Source organism: Pseudomonas yamanorum (assembly GCF_013386765.1).
GTDB classification, from domain to species: domain Bacteria; phylum Pseudomonadota; class Gammaproteobacteria; order Pseudomonadales; family Pseudomonadaceae; genus Aquipseudomonas; species Aquipseudomonas yamanorum_A.
Map to the genome: position 1 here is coordinate 43,892 of NZ_JACARE010000032.1, position 19,450 is coordinate 63,341.

At 62.1% G+C, this 19,450-nt stretch carries 12 protein-coding genes; 6 read left to right on the forward strand and 6 right to left on the reverse strand.

Annotation, left to right across the window (positions count from 1 at the left end):
• Nucleotides 1–220 precede the first annotated feature (220 nt).
• Nucleotides 221–1,405 carry a thiolase family protein gene (locus HX875_RS23875; protein ID WP_177046241.1) on the reverse strand — a complete coding sequence of 395 codons (1,185 nt, stop codon included), beginning with the start codon at nt 1,403–1,405 and terminating at the stop codon, nt 221–223.
• 102 nt (nt 1,406–1,507) lie between these two features.
• On the reverse strand, nt 1,508–3,025 hold the full coding sequence (gene pap, locus HX875_RS23880; protein WP_177046243.1) for a polyphosphate:AMP phosphotransferase: 1,518 nt from the start codon (nt 3,023–3,025) through the stop codon (nt 1,508–1,510).
• 141 nt (nt 3,026–3,166) lie between these two features.
• Here pap and mnmC point away from each other — a divergent pair, with 141 nt between their 5' ends.
• Entirely contained in the window at nt 3,167–5,146 is a 1,980-nt protein-coding gene (gene mnmC, locus HX875_RS23885) for a bifunctional tRNA (5-methylaminomethyl-2-thiouridine)(34)-methyltransferase MnmD/FAD-dependent 5-carboxymethylaminomethyl-2-thiouridine(34) oxidoreductase MnmC (RefSeq protein WP_177046245.1), read from the forward strand.
• On the opposite strand, the gene HX875_RS23890 is transcribed toward mnmC, so the two are convergent.
• Nucleotides 5,143–9,942 carry an NEL-type E3 ubiquitin ligase domain-containing protein gene (locus tag HX875_RS23890; RefSeq protein ID WP_177046247.1) on the reverse strand — a complete coding sequence of 1,600 codons (4,800 nt, stop codon included), beginning with the start codon at nt 9,940–9,942 and terminating at the stop codon, nt 5,143–5,145. The two genes, mnmC and HX875_RS23890, sit on opposite strands and share 4 nt — an antisense overlap.
• Before the next feature lie 210 nt (nt 9,943–10,152).
• On the opposite strand from HX875_RS23890, the gene HX875_RS23895 reads away from it, so the two are divergent.
• The 4 genes from HX875_RS23895 (at nt 10,153) to HX875_RS23910 (ending at nt 15,318) form a co-directional block, all read left to right on the forward strand.
• Nucleotides 10,153–11,925: an N-acetylglutaminylglutamine amidotransferase gene (locus HX875_RS23895; protein WP_177046249.1), complete on the forward strand. Its 1,773-nt coding sequence runs from the start codon at nt 10,153–10,155 to the stop codon at nt 11,923–11,925.
• 3 nt (nt 11,926–11,928) lie between these two features.
• Entirely contained in the window at nt 11,929–13,674 is a 1,746-nt protein-coding gene (ngg, locus tag HX875_RS23900; protein ID WP_177046251.1) for an N-acetylglutaminylglutamine synthetase, read from the forward strand.
• 172 nt (nt 13,675–13,846) lie between these two features.
• Nucleotides 13,847–15,031: an osmoprotectant NAGGN system M42 family peptidase gene (locus tag HX875_RS23905; protein WP_003216760.1), complete on the forward strand. Its 1,185-nt coding sequence runs from the start codon at nt 13,847–13,849 to the stop codon at nt 15,029–15,031.
• A 59-nt stretch (nt 15,032–15,090) separates the two neighbouring features.
• Nucleotides 15,091–15,318, forward strand: coding sequence for a YheU family protein (locus tag HX875_RS23910; protein ID WP_003192759.1), 228 nt, complete (start codon nt 15,091–15,093; stop codon nt 15,316–15,318).
• Nucleotides 15,319–15,324: 6 nt separating this feature from the next.
• On the opposite strand, the gene csrA is transcribed toward HX875_RS23910, so the two are convergent.
• Complete coding sequence (gene csrA / locus HX875_RS23915) at nt 15,325–15,513, reverse strand: carbon storage regulator CsrA (RefSeq protein ID WP_177046253.1); 189 nt, start codon at nt 15,511–15,513, stop codon at nt 15,325–15,327.
• 405 nt (nt 15,514–15,918) lie between these two features.
• On the reverse strand, nt 15,919–16,740 hold the full coding sequence (locus HX875_RS23920; RefSeq protein ID WP_177046255.1) for an SDR family oxidoreductase: 822 nt from the start codon (nt 16,738–16,740) through the stop codon (nt 15,919–15,921).
• Between the two features lie 329 nt (nt 16,741–17,069).
• Between HX875_RS23920 and HX875_RS23925 the strand changes: the two genes are divergently transcribed.
• Entirely contained in the window at nt 17,070–17,222 is a 153-nt protein-coding gene (locus HX875_RS23925) for a DUF3309 family protein (protein WP_003216767.1), read from the forward strand.
• Between the two features lie 60 nt (nt 17,223–17,282).
• Here the strand turns inward: HX875_RS23925 and HX875_RS23930 are convergent, their stop codons facing one another.
• Nucleotides 17,283–19,370 carry an LTA synthase family protein gene (locus HX875_RS23930; RefSeq protein ID WP_177046257.1) on the reverse strand — a complete coding sequence of 696 codons (2,088 nt, stop codon included), beginning with the start codon at nt 19,368–19,370 and terminating at the stop codon, nt 17,283–17,285.
• Nucleotides 19,371–19,450 lie beyond the last annotated feature (80 nt).

A 19,450-nucleotide genomic window follows, 5' to 3' on the forward strand; every position in this document is an offset into this window, starting at 1 on the left:
GGCTTTCAGGCCGCCGTGCTTTTGATTTTGATCTTGATCTGACTGCCCCATTCAGCCCGGAGTGAGGGAACACCGAGCCTAGGCGAGGTGCCGACAGGCGGGGCAGAGCCCTTTGCTTACTTTGGGCTGGGCCGGCATTCCGGCTTTTCCAAAGTGACCCGCTGTAAGAGCGGAACCATAAGCAGCCGTTACCGAAGAAACGGATATGCCCCCCCAAAAACTACCGCACCGCCTCAAACAACCCAGTAGCCCCCATCCCACCGCCAACGCACATCGTGACAATCCCATAACGCAAATTCCGCCGCTGCAACTCACGCACCAGATGCCCCACCTGCCGCGAGCCAGTCATCCCAAAAGGGTGCCCAATGGAAATCGACCCACCATTAACGTTGTACCTGGCATTATCAATTTCCAGCCGATTACGCGCATACAGGCACTGCGAAGCAAACGCCTCATTCAACTCCCACAAATCAATATCCGCCACCGCCAGCCCCCGAGCCTTGAGCAGCTTGGGCACCGAAAACACCGGCCCAATCCCCATCTCATCCGGCTCGCACCCGGCCACCGTAAACCCACGGAAAAACGCCTTCGGCTTCAACCCCAATTCCAGCGCCTTTTCCAAACTCATCACCAGCGTCATCGAAGCCCCATCAGACAACTGCGACGAATTCCCCGCCGTCACCGACCCATCCTCGGCAAACACCGGCTTCAACCCCGCAAGGCTGGCCAGAGTGGTATCCGGACGATTGCAATCATCCCGATCCACCACCCCGTCCAGCACCTGAACCGCCCCGGTGTTCTTGTCCTCAACCTTGTACTTCACCACCATCGGCACGATTTCATCGTCAAACAACCCGTCCGCCTGAGCCTGGGCCGTACGCTGCTGGCTTTGCAGCGCATACAGATCCTGCTCTTCACGGCTGACGTGATACCGCCGCGCGACAATCTCCGCCGTCTGCCCCATGGGAAAGTAGATACCCGGCACCTGCTCCTTGAGCAACGGGTTGATCAGATTGTCGGTGTTCACACTCTTCATGGTCAGGCTGATCGACTCAACCCCGCCAGCAACGATGATGTCACTGCAACCGGACGCAATCTGGTTGGCCGCAATGGCGATCGCCTGCAAGCCCGAGGAGCAGAAACGGTTGAGGGTCATGCCCGCCGTACCGGTGCCCAGCTGCGACAGCACCGCCACGTTGCGCCCGATGTTGTAGCCCTGGGCACCTTCGTTGGAGCCGGCGCCGACGATGCAGTCCTCGACCGTGGCCGGGTCGATGCCGTTGCGGGTCAGCAGCGCGTTGACGCAATGGGCAGCCATGTCATCAGGACGGGTCTGGTTGAACTTGCCGCGAAAGGACTTGGCCAGGCCGGTTCGCACGCTGTCGACGATCACTACTTCACGCATGGGCCACCTCGATTGTTGTGGTTGTTGAGAGATGGACCGAGCATAGATCCAGCCCTCTTCAACCGCGACAATCATTCATCCCGCGTATGCAAAAGCATGGCGTTACTTCTTCTTGTCCTTCTTGTCGTGCTTGTCCGACTTGTCGAAGGCCTCTTCCAGCGCCAGGTTGATGGTGCGCAGTACCTTCACCCGGGCCCAGCGCTTGTCATTGGCTTCCACCAGCGTCCAAGGCGCAATCTCGGTGCTGGTGCGATCCACCATGTCACCCACCGCCGCCCGGTAGTCGTCCCACTTTTCGCGGTTGCGCCAGTCGTCTTCGGTGATCTTGAAGCGTTTGAACGGGATTTCTTCGCGGGCCTGGAACCGCTCCAGCTGCGTCTGCTTGTCGATCGCCAGCCAGAACTTGACCACGATCACCCCGGCGTCCCGCAGTTGCTCTTCAAAGTCGTTGATTTCGCCGTAGGCGCGCATCCAGTCCGTGGGCGTGCAGAAGCCCTCGATGCGTTCCACCAGCACCCGGCCGTACCACGATCGGTCGAACACGGTGAACATGCCCCGCGACGGGATTTTCTGCCAGAACCGCCACAGGTAAGGCTGGGCGCGCTCGTCTTCGCTCGGCGCGGCAATCGGCACGATGTGGTACTGCCGGGGGTCGAGGGCCGCCGCCACACGCCGGATCGCCCCGCCCTTGCCTGCCGCGTCGTTGCCTTCAAATACCGTCACCAGGGCGTGCTTGCGCATGCGCTTGTCGCGCATCAGCCCGGAAAACCGCGCCTGCTCGGTGATCAGCTGTTCTTCATAATCGTCCTTATCCAGGCTCAGGCTCATGTCCAGGCTGTTGAGCAAACTCATCTGGTCAACCGCCGACGGCAGCGGTGCCGGGTTCATCCCACTGGCTTTGCCCTTGGGCAGTTTCAAGGCGTTTTGCAGGCCTTCGAGCAGGATCTTGCCCACGGTCAGCCCACGGTAATGCGCATCCACGCCCTCGATCACAAACCACGGCGCATAGTCACGGCTGGTGCGACGCAGGATCCGCTCACCGAAATGCACAAACTTGTCGTAGGTCTTGGACTGCTGCCAGTCCAGCGGGCTGATGCGCCAGCTGTGCAGCGGGTCGTCCTGCAGGGCCTTGAGCCGGGATTTCATTTGCTTCTTGGAGAGGTGAAACCAGAACTTGAAGATCAGCGCGCCTTCGTCGCAGAGCATCTTTTCCAGGCGCTCGGCGCCGGCGATGGCCTGGTCCAGCCGCGCATCCTTGATCTCGCCATGGACACGGCCCTGCAACATCTGGCTGTACCAGTTGCCGAAAAAGATGCCCATGCGGCCCTTCGCCGGAAGCTGGCGCCAGTAGCGCCAGGCCGGCGGGCGGGCGAGTTCTTCGTCGGTCTGCTGGTCGAAGGTGCGCACCTCGATCAGGCGCGGGTCCATCCATTCATTCAACAACTTGACGGTTTCGCCCTTGCCGGCGCCTTCGATGCCGTTGATCAGGATGATCACCGGGAAGCGCTTTTGCTGCTGCAGTTCGTACTGCACTTCCAGCAAGGCTTCGCGCAAGGCGGGCACTTCGGCGTCGTAGGTTTCTTTGTCGATGGCGTGACCAATTTCGGCAGATTCGAACATGGGCGGCTCCGTTTCAGAATGAGGCAAGACTAGCGGATTGGACGGCGCTGCGCCGGAGGAAATTCCACGCCCGGTTGTCATGGATCAATGACACCCCGGTTGATCGGCTAGAATGGCCGCCTTGTCTTTACCGAGCCGCCCATGAACCCCGTATCCCACGCCCAGCTCGACTGGGATGACCAAGGCCGCCCGCACTCGCGGGTGTTCGACGACGTGTACTTCTCCGACCAGTCGGGCCTTGAAGAAACCCGCTATGTGTTCCTCCAGCAAAACCGTTTGCAGGAGCGCTTTGCCGCTTTGCCGGCGGGCGGGCGGCTGGTGATCGGTGAAACCGGCTTCGGTACCGGCTTGAATTTCCTGTGTGCCTGGCAGCTGTTTGAACAACACGCCGTACCGGACGCACGCCTGCATTTTGTCAGCGTGGAAAAGTACCCGCTGAGCCACGCCGACCTGCAACGCGCCCTCGCCCTCTGGCCGGAACTGGCACCCTTCGCCGAGCAGTTGCTGGCGCAATACGTCGCGATCCATCAGGGCTTCCAGCGGCTGATCCTGGATAACGGCCGCGTCACCCTGACCCTGTTGATCGGCGACGCCCTGGAACAATTGCCGCAACTGGACGCACAGATTGATGCCTGGTTCCTCGACGGTTTTGCCCCGGCGAAAAACCCGGACATGTGGACCGCCGAGCTGTTTGCCGAACTGGCGCGGCTGGCGGCGCCGGGTTCGACCATCAGCACCTTCACCAGCACCGGCTGGGTGCGGCGGCTGATCAACGCGGCCGGGTTCAAGATGAAACGCACCCCGGGCATTGGCCATAAGTGGGAAATCCTGCGGGGCGAGTTTCTGGGCTGGCCCGCCGAGGCACCGCCCTCCCTCGCCGCCAAACCGTGGTTCGCCCGCCCGCCGGCCATCAGCGGTGAGCGTCGTGCACTGGTGATCGGCGGCGGCCTGGCCGGTTGCGCGAGTGCCGCCAGCCTGGCGGCGCGCGGCTGGCACGTGAGCCTGCTGGAGCGTCACGACGGCCTGGCCCGGGAAGCCTCCGGCAACCCACAGGGCGTGCTGTACCTCAAGCTGTCGGCCCATGGCACGGCGTTGTCGCAACTGATTGTGAGTGGGTTCGGCCACACCCGACGCCTGCTGGAACACCTGCAACGCGGCACGGACTGGGACGGCTGCGGCGTCCTGCAACTGGCCTTCAATGCCAAGGAAGCCGAGCGTCAGGCGCAACTGGCCCAGGCCTTCGCGCCGGACTTGCTGCACCGGCTGGATCAGCCACAGGCGCAGGCCCGCGCAGGTGTTTCCCTGGATCACGGCGGGCTGTTTTTCCCCGAAGGCGGCTGGGTGCATCCGCCTGCGCTGTGCCAGTGGCAGGCCGGCCAACCGGGGATTGAAGTGCTGACCCACCATGAGGTGCTGGAACTGCGCAAGGTCGACGGCCAGTGGCAGGCCTGGGACGGCGAGCGTCTGCTGGCCGGCGCGGCGGTGGTGGTGCTGGCCGGGGCCGCCGAGATCAAGCGCTTTGCGCCGAGCGCAGACTTGCCGCTCAAACGCATTCGCGGGCAAATCACCGAGCTGGCCGAAACACCGGCCAGCTCGGCCCTGAACACGGTGGTCTGCGCCGAGGGCTACGTGGCCCCGGCTCGCCTGGGCCAACACACCCTGGGGGCGAGCTTCGATTTCAACAGCCTCGACCTCACGCCCAGCGCCGCCGACCACGCGGGCAACCTGGCACTGCTGGAGGAAATCTCCCCCGACCTGCGCCAGCGCCTGCACATCGACGCCGTCGAACCCGAACAGCTTCAGGGCCGCGCCGCCTTCCGCTGCACCAGCCCCGACTACCTGCCCATCGTCGGCCCGCTGGCAGACCCGCACCTGTTTGCCCAGGCCTACGCCGTACTGGGCAAGGACGCGCGCCAGGTGCCGGACGCGCCCTGCCCCTGGCTCGACGGTTTATACGTCAACAGCGGCCATGGCTCCCGCGGACTGATTACCGCGCCATTGTCCGGGGAACTGCTCGCCGCCTGGCTGGAAAACGAGCCGCTGCCGCTGCCCCGCAGCGTGGCCGAGGCCTGCCATCCGAACCGGTTTGCGCTGCGTACGTTGATTCGCGGCAAGGGTTAAAGCGGGCACTCCAGCATCAAGGGTTTATCGGCATCCGCCAGCACCGTGCGGGTCAGGCGTTCTACCAGTTGATCGCGGGCTTGCTGATGGTCGGCCTGCAGTTTCAGCGCTTGGGCCAGGTAGGTGCCGCTGGCAGAGTCCAGCGCAGTGTATTGGGTATCGTAAACCCGGCTGACGCTGCTGAACTCGGCCGCGAACTGATGCTTGAGGTACTCCACCCAGAACCCCTGGCGCGCCAGAAAGCGCGCTAGGTCAGAACTTATTTCCCGCGTGGTGACCTGGGCAATTGCCTCGGTCAGATCCTCCTGGCTCACACCGCCCACTTCGCGGTAAGTGATGCTTTCCGGCTGCCCCGGCAAGTCCAGCGTCTTGGCCAACCCGCTGCGATACACCAGGCGCACCGCCAGGTGATCAGCGATGTTTTTGCGGCGGCTGAACACATCGGAAATGCTGTCCACCTGTTCCAGGCGGAACAGCCCGCGCCCCAGTTTGAGCAACGTCGCGACACTGGGCTTGGTCACTCCGGCCTCCTTCATGGCCTTGTTGAGCATCACCGTGACTTCCATTTCACTGAAACTGTAGGCCGCCGCATCGACACAATTGGGTTCACCCTCGGCCAGCCTGAACAACAGATCACGCAGTTCGTTGTTCTCGATGGCGGCGTCCATGACCTGCCACACCCGGCGAATCAGGTCAGCGCGCACCTGCTTGTATTGCGGGGTATTGACCATTTGCCGCAATACGCCGAAGAAATCCCCGGACCGCCAGTCGTCCTTGAGCAACTCCCACTTGGCCTGGCGTGCGAGATAGGTATCGGCGGTCTCCCCTTCAAGCCAGGACTGGCGGGAACGCAGTTCACTGAGCATGGGAATGTCGTCGTCCTGCAAGCCCATGCCCACTCCGGTACGGCGCCGGTATTCATCCAGGCCCATACGGCTTTGGACCGAGATCGGATTGAGCCGCAGGTTGATTTTTTCCGTCACCGCAACCGGTGCCGTGAACAATTCGGGGGGCAACTCGACAATGTTGTTTTCCCGCAAATTAGCGTCTTCCAGGTGCAGGCGTGTGAGCAATCCTTCGGGCAGCTCCCTCGCTCGGGTGTCACGCAGGTTCAGCGAGCGCAATTGATCCATTTGCTTGACCGAGGGCGTTTCACCCAACGGGTTGCTGCTCAAATCCAGGCCGCGCAGCCCGTTCATGGCTTGTAATTTCCGGGTGGTCTCATGGGTCAGATTAATCCGGTTTTGCGCCAGACTCAGCACCTCAAGGGACGGCATGTGGGACAGCACCTCCGGCAGCCATGTGAGCAGATTATTGTCCAGCTCCAGCGAATGGAGGCCCTTGAACGCCTTGAGGAAATACGCCACATCGTTGTCCAGCGCCATGTTTTTCAAGGACAAACGTTGTACATGGCCAAACTCGATGTCGGGGGGCAATGTCGGCAGTTTGCCGACGCGCATGTTGTCCAGACTCAGGCCATACACCGCGGCACGACGCGCGCCCGGCAAATGGGTCTGGTGCCGCCAGGCACTGCGCAAACGGTCGGCGACTTGCTGGCGGCTATGACGATAGTCTTCCAGGTGGCCGGGCAATTTGCGCATTTCTGCATCCTGTTGGACCCAGGCCTTGAGCACCGCCTCCAGCCTGGCCAACTGCTGCTCGCGCTGGCGCACCATGGTGGCCCGCGACACATCATCCGCCCCCAGGCCCTCGATCATTTGGCGGGCCTCACGCTCGCTGAAGAACGGATACAGGGTCATGACTTTGCGCACCATCACGCGCGGTACACGTGTCGGGGTCGGGAGCGGCGGCGGGTCGATAACCTGGCAGGCGGCGATTGACGAGACCGGCTCGGCAGGCACCTTGCCGCGGGCCGCCAGTGCCTGGTCGAGCAACTGATACCGCAACCGCTGGGCATCCGATAAGCCGCTGCCGCCAATGTCCAGGGCCGTGCGCATGCTGACAGGCAGCGCCTGTAACGTTGCTCGATAGAACCCTTGCGGGCCACTGAAGGATTCGCCCAACGCCCGCCCGTCGCGCTCGAAGGCCGCGTATTGCTCAGCGTCCTTGACCACCGTGCGGCTCTGCGTGGCAATCGCAGCACCGACCTCTTCCAGCACATTCCCGCTGATCGACCCCTCGCGAAGTTGCAACTGCAACCCCGACGGCCATTCCGGCAATTGCTGCAAAAGACGCAAGGAAAAACCATGGGCCCGGGCATCCGCCAGTTCCGGCAAATGGAAACTGGCCATCAACCGCTCACGCTGGATCTGTGCCGTGGCCTCACGGGCCGCCTGGGCCAACGCCAACGGCACTCGGCGTTCGTTGCGCAGGTGAACCCGGTCGACGCTGCTGGCGTTGGCAATCAGTTCCCCGGCGATTTTCGCGGGCAGGCCCGGTACCTCCTCGATCAGCCGGGCCTGCTCCGGTCCCAGAGCCCGGTCGTAAGCGGCGTAGAGCCGTCGGTGCAAGGGCTTGCAGTCGATCTTCAAGGTGTATGCCAGTCGCCGCGCCAACGCTTCCCCCGCAGTTTCGCCGGTCATGGCAGGCGTTTCCCCCATCAGCACGTCAAGTTCGCGCTGGTACAAGCCGTCGGCCACGCCCAGCAGGACTTCGCCTTCCTCCAGTTGATCGTGGGTGATGGCCACGCTCAATTCATTGTCGATACGCGCGTCAGCCGGGAACGTTGCCGTGACGTGGCCCTCGGCATCCAGCACCTCAAGGTAGCGCCCACGGGGCCATCCCGGCATCAACGGCACGGCCTCCAGTTGCAAGTCCAGACTTTCGCGCGTGAACGGCTGGCGTTTTTCCAGGCGCCAGATCAAGTCATTGATTTTTTGGTCCAGGGCAAACCATTGGATGTTGTCCTGAAAACTGGCCGGCAGTTTGAGGTTTTCCTGGCCCCACTGCTGAACCTGGGACAACTGAACATCACTGGCTTGGCGTACCTGTTCCAGGCGCCCATCGGCAAGGTCGGTGAGGCTCGGGTCCAGGCGGCGCAAGCCATAGAGGCTGCTGTTCCAGGCCTGCTGCGGGCGCTCATGGACAGAGCGCCAGCCGCCGGCCCCGTTATGCACCACCGGTGGCGAGTACGCCTGCAGGCGGCTGGGATGACGGATACACCATTGCCCCTTTAACGGGTCAAAACGTACCGCGTAGGCGAGGCCATCAATGCTGATCAACTGCTGGCCCGCCTGCCGGAAAAATCCCTGGGCATCCGGCTCTTTAACGGCGACAGGCTGCGCGTAAGGCTTGAGGCTGGGGCGCCATAAGCGGGGCTGGCCGTCGGTGTTTTCGATCGCCTCGACGTCATCGAATGCCGCGACGTGATCCCGCGCAGCACGGCGTACCGCGCCGACAATTTTGCCCCCGGCCGCAAACGCGGCCATGGACGCCACGCCCTCCAGCACCGCGCGCAAATGCGAGAGTGCGCTGCTGCGGTCATGATGGCGCCAGTCCTGTACCCCTTCGTAGATTTCACCGAGCATCTGCCCCATCGCCACGCCCATCATCAGCTGACCGATAACCGGCACAAAAAAACCGGCGAGATTGAGCAGGTCCAATCCGAGGGATTCATAGTATTGCCAGCGCTGGTCGCGCACCGCCTGATCAAAATCCGCCGTGGGCACCGCCAGCACCCGGCTGTCTTTTTGCAGCTTGCCGACCATGCTGTTGAAAAAAAACTGAAACAACCCGCTATTGATCGCCAGGGGTTTGATCAACCCCAAGGATTTATGGGTGGTAAACCCGCTGAAAAAGTCTTTGCGTGAAGCTTCGTCGAGATACAGCACAAAAAAATCCGCATAGCTTTTCACGTGCAGCTTCAACCTCAGGTAGAGCTGGAACTCGGCAAACGTCGGGTATTCGAAGATCGGGCGATGCGGCTCCCCCGGCATATAGACGATACAGCGGGTTTCGGGGTGTTCATCAATCGCCGCGAGGCTGAACACCACTACGCCCCACAGGCAGCAATCATGCACACTCAGGCCCTGACACAGCAGCGGTTGGTCATCGAGCGTCAGGCTGGCAATGGTTGACTGGGTGACGTTCGGCCCTTGGCGAGTAAGACCCAATAACAGCTTGAACACGGGCTCGCCGATGTCGCCGCGCAGGTACGCCAGGTAGACGTCCACCGCCATGTCATAGACTTTCAGCTGCTTTATTTCACTGGCATCAGGGTTGTGCAGCCTCTCGTCAGCCAGCGGCAGCGCCTGATTCACCGCCGCCCGCAAGTGCAGTTGGTAACGTTGCCCGAGGTCCAGCTCGCGACACAAGGTGGCGAATGCCGGGACGCTGATTTCAGGCACCAAAGCGCCAGTGTCACTGCGATGCACGTCGCTGTCCCGAGGGAACCGCCCGCCCTGTGCCTCCTCCTCGGAAAAATTCTGCATCGCCGCCTGCAGCAGCGTACGGGTTTCGACCACCACCTTCGGCTGGTGCAGGCTCAGAGGCGAAGGCGCCGGGTCGACCCAGACCCAAGGGAGGTGCAGATAATCGTGCTTGACGTCCAGGGTCACCCCAAACCGGCTTTTCAGGCCACGGGTCAGTTCGTCGGCGCAAAACGTATCCAGGCTTTTGATTCGTTGCAGGACGGCCTGGACCTTGGATTCGTGAAGCCCCGCCAACTCATGAACCTTCTCCAGTTGCTCCAGCAATTCGGGCTTGGCCTTGAGCAGCCAGGGCGCAATGCGCTGTTGCAATACATCGGCTTTGTCCAGGTCGCCCGTCAGCTCCAGCAGCGTGGCCGAGAGTTGATCCAGGGTGAGTTGAACGGAGGCGGAAGTGTCGTCCGGCATCGGCAATATCCTTTGGCGCGAAATGAAGTGCGCACCATAGCCAGCACTCGCCGCCGCGATCCCATAACTATGTGACGCCGCTCCCGGACAGCTTGCTTATAACCGATCGGTCTAAAACTCCACGGATTCACCCGTGTCAGTTTCCAGGTACCCGCCGTTTTGGCGCGACTGTTTTTACCCCTCCCCAACGGAAAAACCGGTAAGGAATCTATGTGCGGATTAGCTGGCGAGTTACGCTTTGATCACCAACCTGCCGACCTGGCAGCCGTGGAACGAATCACCCATCACCTCGCCCCCCGAGGCCCCGACGCGTGGGGCTTCCATGCCCAAGGTCCGATTGCCCTGGGCCATCGTCGCCTGAAAATCATGGACCTGTCGGACGGCTCCGCCCAACCGATGGTCGACGCCCAATTGGGGCTGTCCCTGGCGTTCAATGGCGCGATCTACAACTTCCCCGAACTGCGCCAGGAGCTTGAAGCGCTGGGCTATGCCCTCTATTCCGGTGGCGACACCGAAGTGCTGCTCAAGGGCTACCACGCCTGGGGCGAAGCACTGCTGCCCAAGCTCAACGGCATGTTTGCGTTTGCCATCTGGGAGCGTGATGCCCAACGCCTGTTTATCGCCCGTGACCGCCTCGGCGTGAAGCCGCTGTACCTGTCGCGCACCGGCCAGCGCCTGCGTTTTGCCTCCAGCCTGCCGGCGTTGCTCAAGGGCGGCGATATCAACCCGATCCTCGATCCGGTGGCCCTCAATCACTACCTGAATTTCCACGCCGTGGTACCTGCCCCGCGTACCCTGTTGGCGGGCATCGAGAAGCTGCCGCCCGCTACCTGGATGCGTATCGACGCCAGCGGCACCGTCGAGCAGAAAACCTGGTGGACGCTGCCCTACGGCCCCCACGCCGATGAAGCCAACCTGACCCTGGAAGACTGGACCGACCGCGTGCTCGACAGCACCCGCGAAGCCGTGGCGATTCGTCAACGGGCGGCAGTGGATGTAGGCGTGCTGCTCTCGGGCGGCGTCGATTCGAGCATGCTGGTGGGCCTGTTGCGCGAAGTGGGCGTGCAGGATCTGTCGACGTTCTCCATCGGTTTTGAAGACGCCGGTGGCGAGCGCGGCGACGAGTTCCAGTACTCGGACCTGATCGCCAAGCACTACGGCACCCGACACCACCAACTGCGCATCGCCGAAAGCGAAATCCTCGAGCAACTGCCGGCGGCCTTTCGTGCCATGAGCGAGCCGATGGTCAGCCATGACTGCATCGCGTTCTACCTGCTGTCCCGCGAAGTGGCCAAGCATTGCAAGGTGGTGCAGAGCGGCCAGGGCGCCGATGAGCTGTTCGCCGGGTATCACTGGTACCCGCAGGTGGACGGCGCGAGCGACCCGTATGCCGCTTACCGCGACGCATTTTTCGACCGCAGCTACGACGACTATGCCGCCACTGTCGCACCGAAGTGGCTGACTGCAAATGACGCCGCCGGTGACTTCGTGCGCGAACATTTCGCTCAGCCTGGCGCCGATGCCGCGGTGGACAAGGCCCTGCGCCTGGACAGCACCGTGATGCTGGTGGACGACCCGGTCAAGCGCGTCGACAACATGACCATGGCCTGGGGCCTGGAAGCGCGCACGCCGTTTCTCGACTATCGCCTGGTGGAACTGTCGGCCCGGGTGCCGGGTAAATTCAAGCTGCCCGACGGCGGCAAGCAGGTGCTCAAGGAAGCCGCACGCCGGGTGATCCCCAGCGAAGTCATCGACCGCAAGAAAGGCTACTTCCCGGTGCCCGGGCTCAAGCATTTGCAAGGCGACACCTTGAACTGGGTGCGCGACCTGCTGCTGGACCCGAGCCAGGATCGCGGCCTGTTCAACCCGGCGATGCTCGACCGCCTGCTCACCGATCCCCAAGGCCAATTGACCCCGTTGCGCGGCTCCAAGCTGTGGCAACTGGCGGCGCTGAACCTGTGGCTCAGCGAACAAGGAATCTGATTCATGAAACCTCATGCCACGGCTTACAGCCAACGCTTGCTGCGGGGCCAGGCGCCCTCTTACGAGCGCCTGCAAGCCCGCCTCGCCGAAGACGGCAGCGCGCTGGACACCACGCCGATTGCCGTGCATTGCGGCTGGGGCCGGCTGTTGATCGGCCACACCTTCCCGGACCCGGCAAGCCTGGCCCTGGAGTTGCTCAACGAGCAGCCCGGCGAGCGCGACATCGCCCTCTACGTGGCGGCGCCGCAGCAGATCCTGGGGATTGACCCGCAGCAGTTGTTTCTCGACCCGTCCGACACCTTGCGCCTGTGGTTCACCGACTATCGCCCGGCGACCCGGGTGTTTCGCGGGTTCCGGATTCGCCGGGTGCAAAGCGAGGCGGACTGGCAAGCAGTGAACCAGCTGTACCAGGGGCGCGGCATGTTGCCGGTGGACCCGGCGTTGCTGACCCCGCGTCACCAAGGCGGCCCGGTGTATTGGCTGGCGGAAGACGAAGACAGCGGCACGGTGATCGGCAGCGTGATGGGCCTCAATCATCAGAAAGCCTTCCACGACCCGGAGAACGGTTGCAGCCTCTGGTGCCTGGCGGTGGACCCGCAATGCACCCGCCCCGGCGTGGGTGAAGTGCTGGTGCGCCACTTGATCGAGCACTTCATGAGCCGTGGCCTGAGCTACCTCGACCTGTCGGTGCTGCATGACAACCGCCAGGCGAAGAGTCTCTACGCCAAGCTCGGATTTCGCGCACTGACCACCTTCGCCATCAAGCGCAAAAACGGCATCAACCAGCCGCTGTTTCTCGGCCCCGGCCCGCAGGCGGAGTTCAATCCTTATGCGCGGATCATCGTCGAGGAAGCGCATCGGCGCGGAATTGATGTGCAGGTGGACGATGCCGATGCCGGCCTGTTCACCCTGAGCCACGGTGGCCGCCGCGTGCGCTGCCGCGAGTCGTTGAGCGACCTGACCAGCGCCATCAGCATGACCTTGTGCCAGGACAAGAGCCTGACCCACAAAGTGCTCAAGGCCGCCGGCTTGAACCTGCCGCAGCAACAGCTGGCCGGCAGTGCCGACGACAACCTGGAGTTTCTCGACGAGCACCAGCGCATCGTCGTCAAGCCGCTGGATGGCGAGCAAGGCCAGGGCGTGGCGGTGGATTTACAGACGATCGAGGACGTGCAAAAAGCAATCGAGGCCGCACGCCAGTTCGATTCGCGCGTGCTGTTGGAAAGCTTCCACGAAGGCCTCGATTTGCGGATCCTGGTGATCGGCTTTGAAGTGGTCGCCGCCGCCATTCGCCGCCCGGCAGAAGTCACCGGTGATGGCCAGCACTCCATTGGCGCGTTGATCGAAGCCCAGAGCCGTCGACGCCAGGCCGCCACCGACGGCGAAAGCAAAATCCCCCTGGACCACGAGACCCAACGCACCCTGCACGCCGCCGGCTACGACTACAGCAGCATCCTGCCCCGTGGCGAACGCCTGGCCGTGCGGCGCACCGCCAACCTGCACACCGGCGGTTGCCTGGAAGACGTCACTGCCATCCTCCATCCGACCCTGGTGGACGCCGCCGTGCGCGCCGCCCGCGCCCTGGACATTCCCATGGTGGGCCTGGACCTGATGGTGCCGGCCGCCGACCAGCCGGACTACGTATTTATCGAAGCCAACGAACGGGCTGGGCTGGCCAACCATGAACCGCAGCCGACGGCTGAAAAGTTTGTGGATCTGTTGTTCCCGCATAGCCAACCGACGGCTTGAGAAAGGTGTTGCCTTGACTGGCGCTTTCGCGGGCAAGCCCGCTCCCACCTGTGGAATGCATTCCCCTGTGGGAGCCGGGCTTGCCCGCGATGGGGTCGGAACAGTCGATGATTCTCTAGCCAATCGCCCACTCATCGAAACCATCGATGCCCTCAACTCATCAGGAGTTTCCATGACCCGAACCATCCCCGAACCGGATCTCGCTTACCTGCAAAAAGTGCTGCTGGAAATGCTCGCCATCCCCAGCCCCACCGGGTTTACCGACACCATCGTGCGCTACGTTGCCGAGCGCCTCGAAGAGCTGGGCATTCCGTTTGAAATGACCCGGCGCGGCACCATTCGCGCCACCCTCAAGGGCCAGAAAAACAGCCCCGACCGCGCCGTCTCCGCGCACCTGGACACCATCGGTGCCGCCGTGCGGGCGATCAAGGACAACGGCCGCCTGACCCTGGCGCCGGTAGGCTGCTGGTCCAGCCGGTTTGCCGAAGGCAGCCGCGTCAGCCTGTTTACCGATAACGGTGTGATCCGTGGCAGCGTGCTGCCGCTGATGGCCTCCGGTCACGCATTCAATACTGCCGTGGACGAGATGCCCATCAGCTGGGACCACATCGAACTGCGCCTGGACGCCTACTGCGCCACCCGTGCCGATTGCGACTCACTGGGGATCAGCGTGGGGGATTTTGTCGCTTTCGACCCGCTGCCGGAGTTCACCGAAAGCGGCCATATCAGCGCCCGCCACCTGGACGATAAAGCCGGGGTTGCCGCCCTGCTGGCGGCGCTCAAGGCCATCGTCGACAGCGGCCAACCGTTGCTGATCGACTGCCACCCGCTGTTCACCATCACCGAAGAAACCGGCAGTGGCGCAGCGGCGGCCTTGCCGTGGGATGTGAGTGAGTTCGTCGGCATCGACATCGCGCCGGTGGCCCACGAGCAGCATTCCAGCGAACACGCGGTGAGCGTGGCGATGCAGGATTCCGGCGGGCCCTATGACTATCACCTGTCACGCCACCTGCTGCGCCTGGCGGCGGAGAACGAGTTGCCGGTGCGCCGCGACCTGTTTCGCTATTACTTCAGCGACGCGCATTCGGCGGTGACCGCCGGCCACGACATTCGTACCGCGCTGCTGGCGTTTGGTTGCGATGCCACCCACGGCTACGAGCGCACCCACATCGACAGCCTGGCCGCGCTGAGTCGCCTGCTGGGAGCCTACATCCTCAGCCCGCCGGTGTTCGCCAGCGATGCCCAGCCGGCCAAAGGCTCACTGGACCGGTTCAGCCACCAGATCGAACACGACACACAGATGGAGAGCGATACCCGCGTGCCGTCGGTGGACAGCCTGGTGGGCCAGAAAACCTGAGACTGGCAACTGGGATCCCGGCGCAGTAGCATCGCCGGGATTCCTTAGCTGAGGCTTGTATGCTGATTCCCTACGATGCACTTGAAGTCGACACCCTGACCCGCCTCATCGAAGACTTCGTGACCCGCGACGGCACCGACAATGGCGACGACACGCCCCTGGAAACCCGCGTGCTGCGCGTGCGCCAGGCACTGACCAAGGGCCAGGCCCTGATCGTTTTCGACCCCGAGAGCGAGCAGTGCCAGTTGATGCTCAAGCACGATGTGCCCAAGCATCTGTTTGACTGAGGACTATCAGGGGTTGGGGACGGGCTGCCCCTGCCGGCTGAGAATCTTCTGATAGACCTCCGCCCGATGCACATTGACCCCCACTGGCGCTTCGACACCCAATTTCACTTGGGTGCCGCTCACCTCCAGGATGCGCAAGGTGATCTGATCACCCACCGAGATTATTTCGCCTACCGCGCGGCTTAGTACCAGCATGGGGTTCGTCCTTTTTGAATTACCGGACGCCGACCTTGCGCTACCCGCCTGTCACCATCAATGACCTTCAGGTTAAACAGGCATGCCTTACACGCCAGGGTAAATTACCCTACAGACAGGCAGTGAATAGTCGCGAATAGCATCCAAGAACTAAACGGCATGTTCATATTTGCAGGCGATTTCTGTGGCTAGAGAACTTGCTGTGGCGAGGGAGCTTGCTCCCGCTGGGGTGCGAAGCAGCCCCAAAACCTGCCGCCCAAGTCTTCCTGAAAGAATGCATTGATCTTGTTGGGGGCGCTTCGCACCCCAGCGGGAGCAAGCTCCCTCGCCACAGCAAGCTCCCTCACCACAGCAAGCTCCTTGCCACGGCAAGCTCCCTCGCCACATCAGGTGCTCACCTGAAATTCAACCTTTCACCGCCTGCGACTGAGCTTTCGCCCGCATCTTGTCCGCCATCACGGTCATTTCGTCATACAGCAGCTGCGGGTTCTTCTGCTTCAGCGCCCAGGCCATGCGCCCCTGCTCGTGGGGCAGGATCATGAATTGTCCCTCAGCCACTTGCTGGTAGATGTAGTCGGCGATCTCTGCAGCGGTAATCGGTGAGCTTTCCAGCAACTTGCCCACCTGGGCCTTCATCGCCGGAGTCGGCCCGCGGAAGGAGTCCAGCAGGTTGGTCTGGAAGAACGACGGGCACACCACATGCACGCCCACTTCCTGTTGTTTGAGTTCCACCAACAGGCTTTCGGACAGCGCCACCACACCAGCCTTGGCCACGTTGTAGTTGCTCATGGCCGGGCCTTGCATCAGCGCGGCCATGGAAGCGATGTTGATGATGCGGCCCTTGCTCTTTTCCAGCAGCGGCAGGAACGCCTTGCAGCCCTTGACCACGCCCATGAGGTTGATTGCGATCTGCCAGTCCCAGTCTTCCAGGGACAGTTCGCTGAAGAACCCGCCCGAGGCCACACCCGCGTTGTTGACGATCACGTCGATGCCACCGAGCTTTTCCTCACAGGCCTGTGCGAAAGCCGTGAGCTGGCTGTAGTCGCGCACGTCGCAGCGCTGGGTGAAACCGTCACCGCCGGCCTGGCGCACTAGCTTGAGGGTTTCTTGCAGGCCTGCTTCGGCGACGTCCGACAAGGCCAGCTGCCAACCCTCGCGGGCCCAGCGCAGAGCGATTTCGCGACCCAGGCCAGAACCGGCGCCGGTGATCATCATGCGATTTTGCATAGGAAAGTAGCCTTGTGGTTCACGGAAGAAGTGAGCCGCAGTGTAGCGAAGGTTTTTGCGCCACCCACGCACCATCAGAGTGCTGAATGCCCCGGGCAAACCGTGGGCCGGGTCGGATAGCGGGAAACCCGCCAAGTTCAATTTATTTAAACTAAGGATGGATAGTTGCAACGCGCTTAAAGGAAATAAGCAAGTTAGCAAAATGCTTTAAAAAAACACGGAATTTTCTGATGAACGCACCGGTCGGAGTTATTAAGGCGTCCGTAATAGCTGTCGGGCTTACTCGTTAAATATCAGGTCTTTTCAGAAGACAATAAGGAAAACAAAACATGAGCCTCATTCTTATCATTATTCTGATCCTCCTGCTGGTCGGTGGTCTTCCAGTGTTCCCTCACTCGCGCAACTGGGGTTACGGGCCATCGGGTATTCTCGGTACCGTGTTGGTAGTGCTGCTGATTCTGTTGTTGCTCGGCAAGATATAACCGGTTTAACAGCGCAAAAAAAAAGAGGCCTTGAAGGCCTCTTTTTTTATGCGCGGGTGTTTAGTCCGGCTTGCCGTCCACCACACCTGCGGTGTTATCCAGCAGGCTCTTGGTAGCGGTCTGCAGGAACGATTCGAGCTTCTGCTTCAACGCAGCCTCGTCCGGCGACTCTGGAATCACTTTCCCGGTAGGGTTGGCGCCCAGTTCATATTCCCACAGCTTCGGTGGCATTTCCTTGGGCAATACCAGCACACGGTCGCCGGTGAGCAAGGCCACGGTCTGGTCGCTGCCCGACGGCTTGATCACGCCAAAGCCCTTGTCGCCTTCCGGCAGGTTGAGCAGGTCGCGGCCCCAGCACTGGTGCAGGGTGTCGCCGCCGAGGCGGCCCATGATGGTCGGCACGATGTCGATCTGGGTGCCGACGGTGTGGTCACGCTCGCCGAATTTTTCCTGCATGCCCGGTGCAATCATCAACATCGGTACGTTGAAGCGGCCCAGGTCCATCTCGGTGATCTGCTGTTCGTTGCCGAAGCCGTGGTCGCCCACAATCACGAACAGGGTTTCCTTGAAGTACGGCTCCTTGCGGGCCTTTTCAAAGAACTGGCCCAGGGCCCAGTCGGAGTAGCGCATGGCCGTCAAATGCTCGTTGAGGCTGCCACGGTCAGTGACTTTCTCAACCGGCAATGGCGTCGGCAACGCGTACGGCGTGTGGTTGGACAGGGTTTGCAGCAGCGCGTAGAACGGCTTGCCGCCTTCACGTGCCTTCAGCTCTTCCAGGCCACGGCTGAACATGTCCTGGTCGGACACGCCCCAGGTCGGATCCGAGAACACCGGGTTGACGAAGTCATTGCGGCCGATGAAGTTGGTCATGCCCTGGTTGCTGAAGAAGCCCGACTGGTTGTCCCAGGCGAAGTCGCCGTTGTAGACATACACGTCGTCAAACTTGCGGGCGCTGAGCAACTGCGGCAGGCCCGAGAGCTTGTGGCTGCCTTCCGGCGTCTGCATCAGGTATTCGAAACCCGGCAGGTTCGGGAAGCAGGCCATGGTGGCGAACATACCCTGGTGGGTGTGAGTGCCGTTGGAGAAGAAACGGTCGAACAGCAGGCCTTCCTTGGACAGTTTGTCGAAGTACGGCGTGATGTTGCCCGGGCGGCCCAGGGCGCCCACCGAGTGACCGGCGAAGCTTTCCATCAGGATAACCACGACGTTCTTGATCGGCAGGGTCTTCTCGGCCGGCGGCGTGAAGTCACGACGCACGGCAGCGGTATCGGTATCCACCAGCTTTTCGGTCGGCAGCACCAGCATGTCGCGCACGGTCTGGGTCGCCAGAGGCTGCTCCAGGGTGGCTTTCCAGATGTTCGAACGCTCTTCGGAGAAGCGCGATTTCGCCGCCGAGATCAGCGACAACGTACCGTTGAGGCCCAGCTGGTTGGCGAAGTTCGAGTCGGTGGTGTACACGTCACCCCAACGCAGTGGCGGACCCTGACGCAGGGTGCCACGGATGGCGACCACGGCCACCAGCAGGCAGACCACGAACACCGCGATGCGTGTGTACCACGGCGCCACCTGGCGGGTGCCGATGCTGCCACCGCTGAACGGGCCGCGTGGGCGCGTTGCACGGTCGGCGCCTTTGAAGGCGATGCTCAGGATCAGCGTGCCCACGGCCCAGGCCAGCAGGTAGCGCACCACCGGGAAACCGTACCAGAGCATGCTCATCACGGTTTTCGGGTCTTCCTTCACATACTGGAAGACCAGGCCGTTGAGGCGCTGGTGGAACTCGCGGTAGAAGTCCATTTCCATCAGGCCCAGGAACAGCGCGATGCTCGACGCGACCGTCAGCCACAAGCGGAAGAACCCGCGCGCCGCCATGGCCCGCACGCTGAACAAGGCCAGCAGCAGCGGGACCAACACGTACATCACCAGGCGGATATCCAGGCGCAGGCCGTTGGCGAATGCTTCAAGGAAGGTCGAGGCCGGTGTGTCGAGGATCATTTCGCGGTTGTAGACCAGCAGCGCCAGGCGCAGCAGGGAGAACATCACCATCATGATCAAGGCACAAAGCAGCGTGTACGCCAGATGGGATTTGACGGTCGGTTGCAGCAAGCGATTAGAAGCTCGCTGCTGATTCAGGGCGTCCGGGTTTGCCATGTCGTTTTAGGACCCATTGGAAGTTTAAGTTGCGAATGAATACAGCGGCGCCCCGCCCTCGCCCAGGCTGGCTGGGGTAG

Bases quoted from the DNA above. Each gene is read 5' to 3' on its own strand.
- HX875_RS23890 (WP_177046247.1), bottom strand. From the start codon at position 9,942: ATGCCGGACGACACTTCCGCCTCCGTTCAACTCACCCTGGATCAACTC.
- HX875_RS23905 (WP_003216760.1), top strand. From the start codon at position 13,847: ATGACCCGAACCATCCCCGAACCGGATCTCGCTTACCTGCAAAAAGTG.
- HX875_RS23875 (WP_177046241.1), bottom strand. From the start codon at position 1,405: ATGCGTGAAGTAGTGATCGTCGACAGCGTGCGAACCGGCCTGGCCAAG.
- HX875_RS23895 (WP_177046249.1), top strand. From the start codon at position 10,153: ATGTGCGGATTAGCTGGCGAGTTACGCTTTGATCACCAACCTGCCGAC.
- pap (WP_177046243.1), bottom strand. From the start codon at position 3,025: ATGTTCGAATCTGCCGAAATTGGTCACGCCATCGACAAAGAAACCTAC.
- HX875_RS23930 (WP_177046257.1), bottom strand. From the start codon at position 19,370: ATGGCAAACCCGGACGCCCTGAATCAGCAGCGAGCTTCTAATCGCTTG.
- ngg (WP_177046251.1), top strand. From the start codon at position 11,929: ATGAAACCTCATGCCACGGCTTACAGCCAACGCTTGCTGCGGGGCCAG.
- HX875_RS23910 (WP_003192759.1), top strand. From the start codon at position 15,091: ATGCTGATTCCCTACGATGCACTTGAAGTCGACACCCTGACCCGCCTC.
- HX875_RS23925 (WP_003216767.1), top strand. From the start codon at position 17,070: ATGAGCCTCATTCTTATCATTATTCTGATCCTCCTGCTGGTCGGTGGT.
- csrA (WP_177046253.1), bottom strand. From the start codon at position 15,513: ATGCTGGTACTAAGCCGCGCGGTAGGCGAAATAATCTCGGTGGGTGAT.
- mnmC (WP_177046245.1), top strand. From the start codon at position 3,167: ATGAACCCCGTATCCCACGCCCAGCTCGACTGGGATGACCAAGGCCGC.
- HX875_RS23920 (WP_177046255.1), bottom strand. From the start codon at position 16,740: ATGCAAAATCGCATGATGATCACCGGCGCCGGTTCTGGCCTGGGTCGC.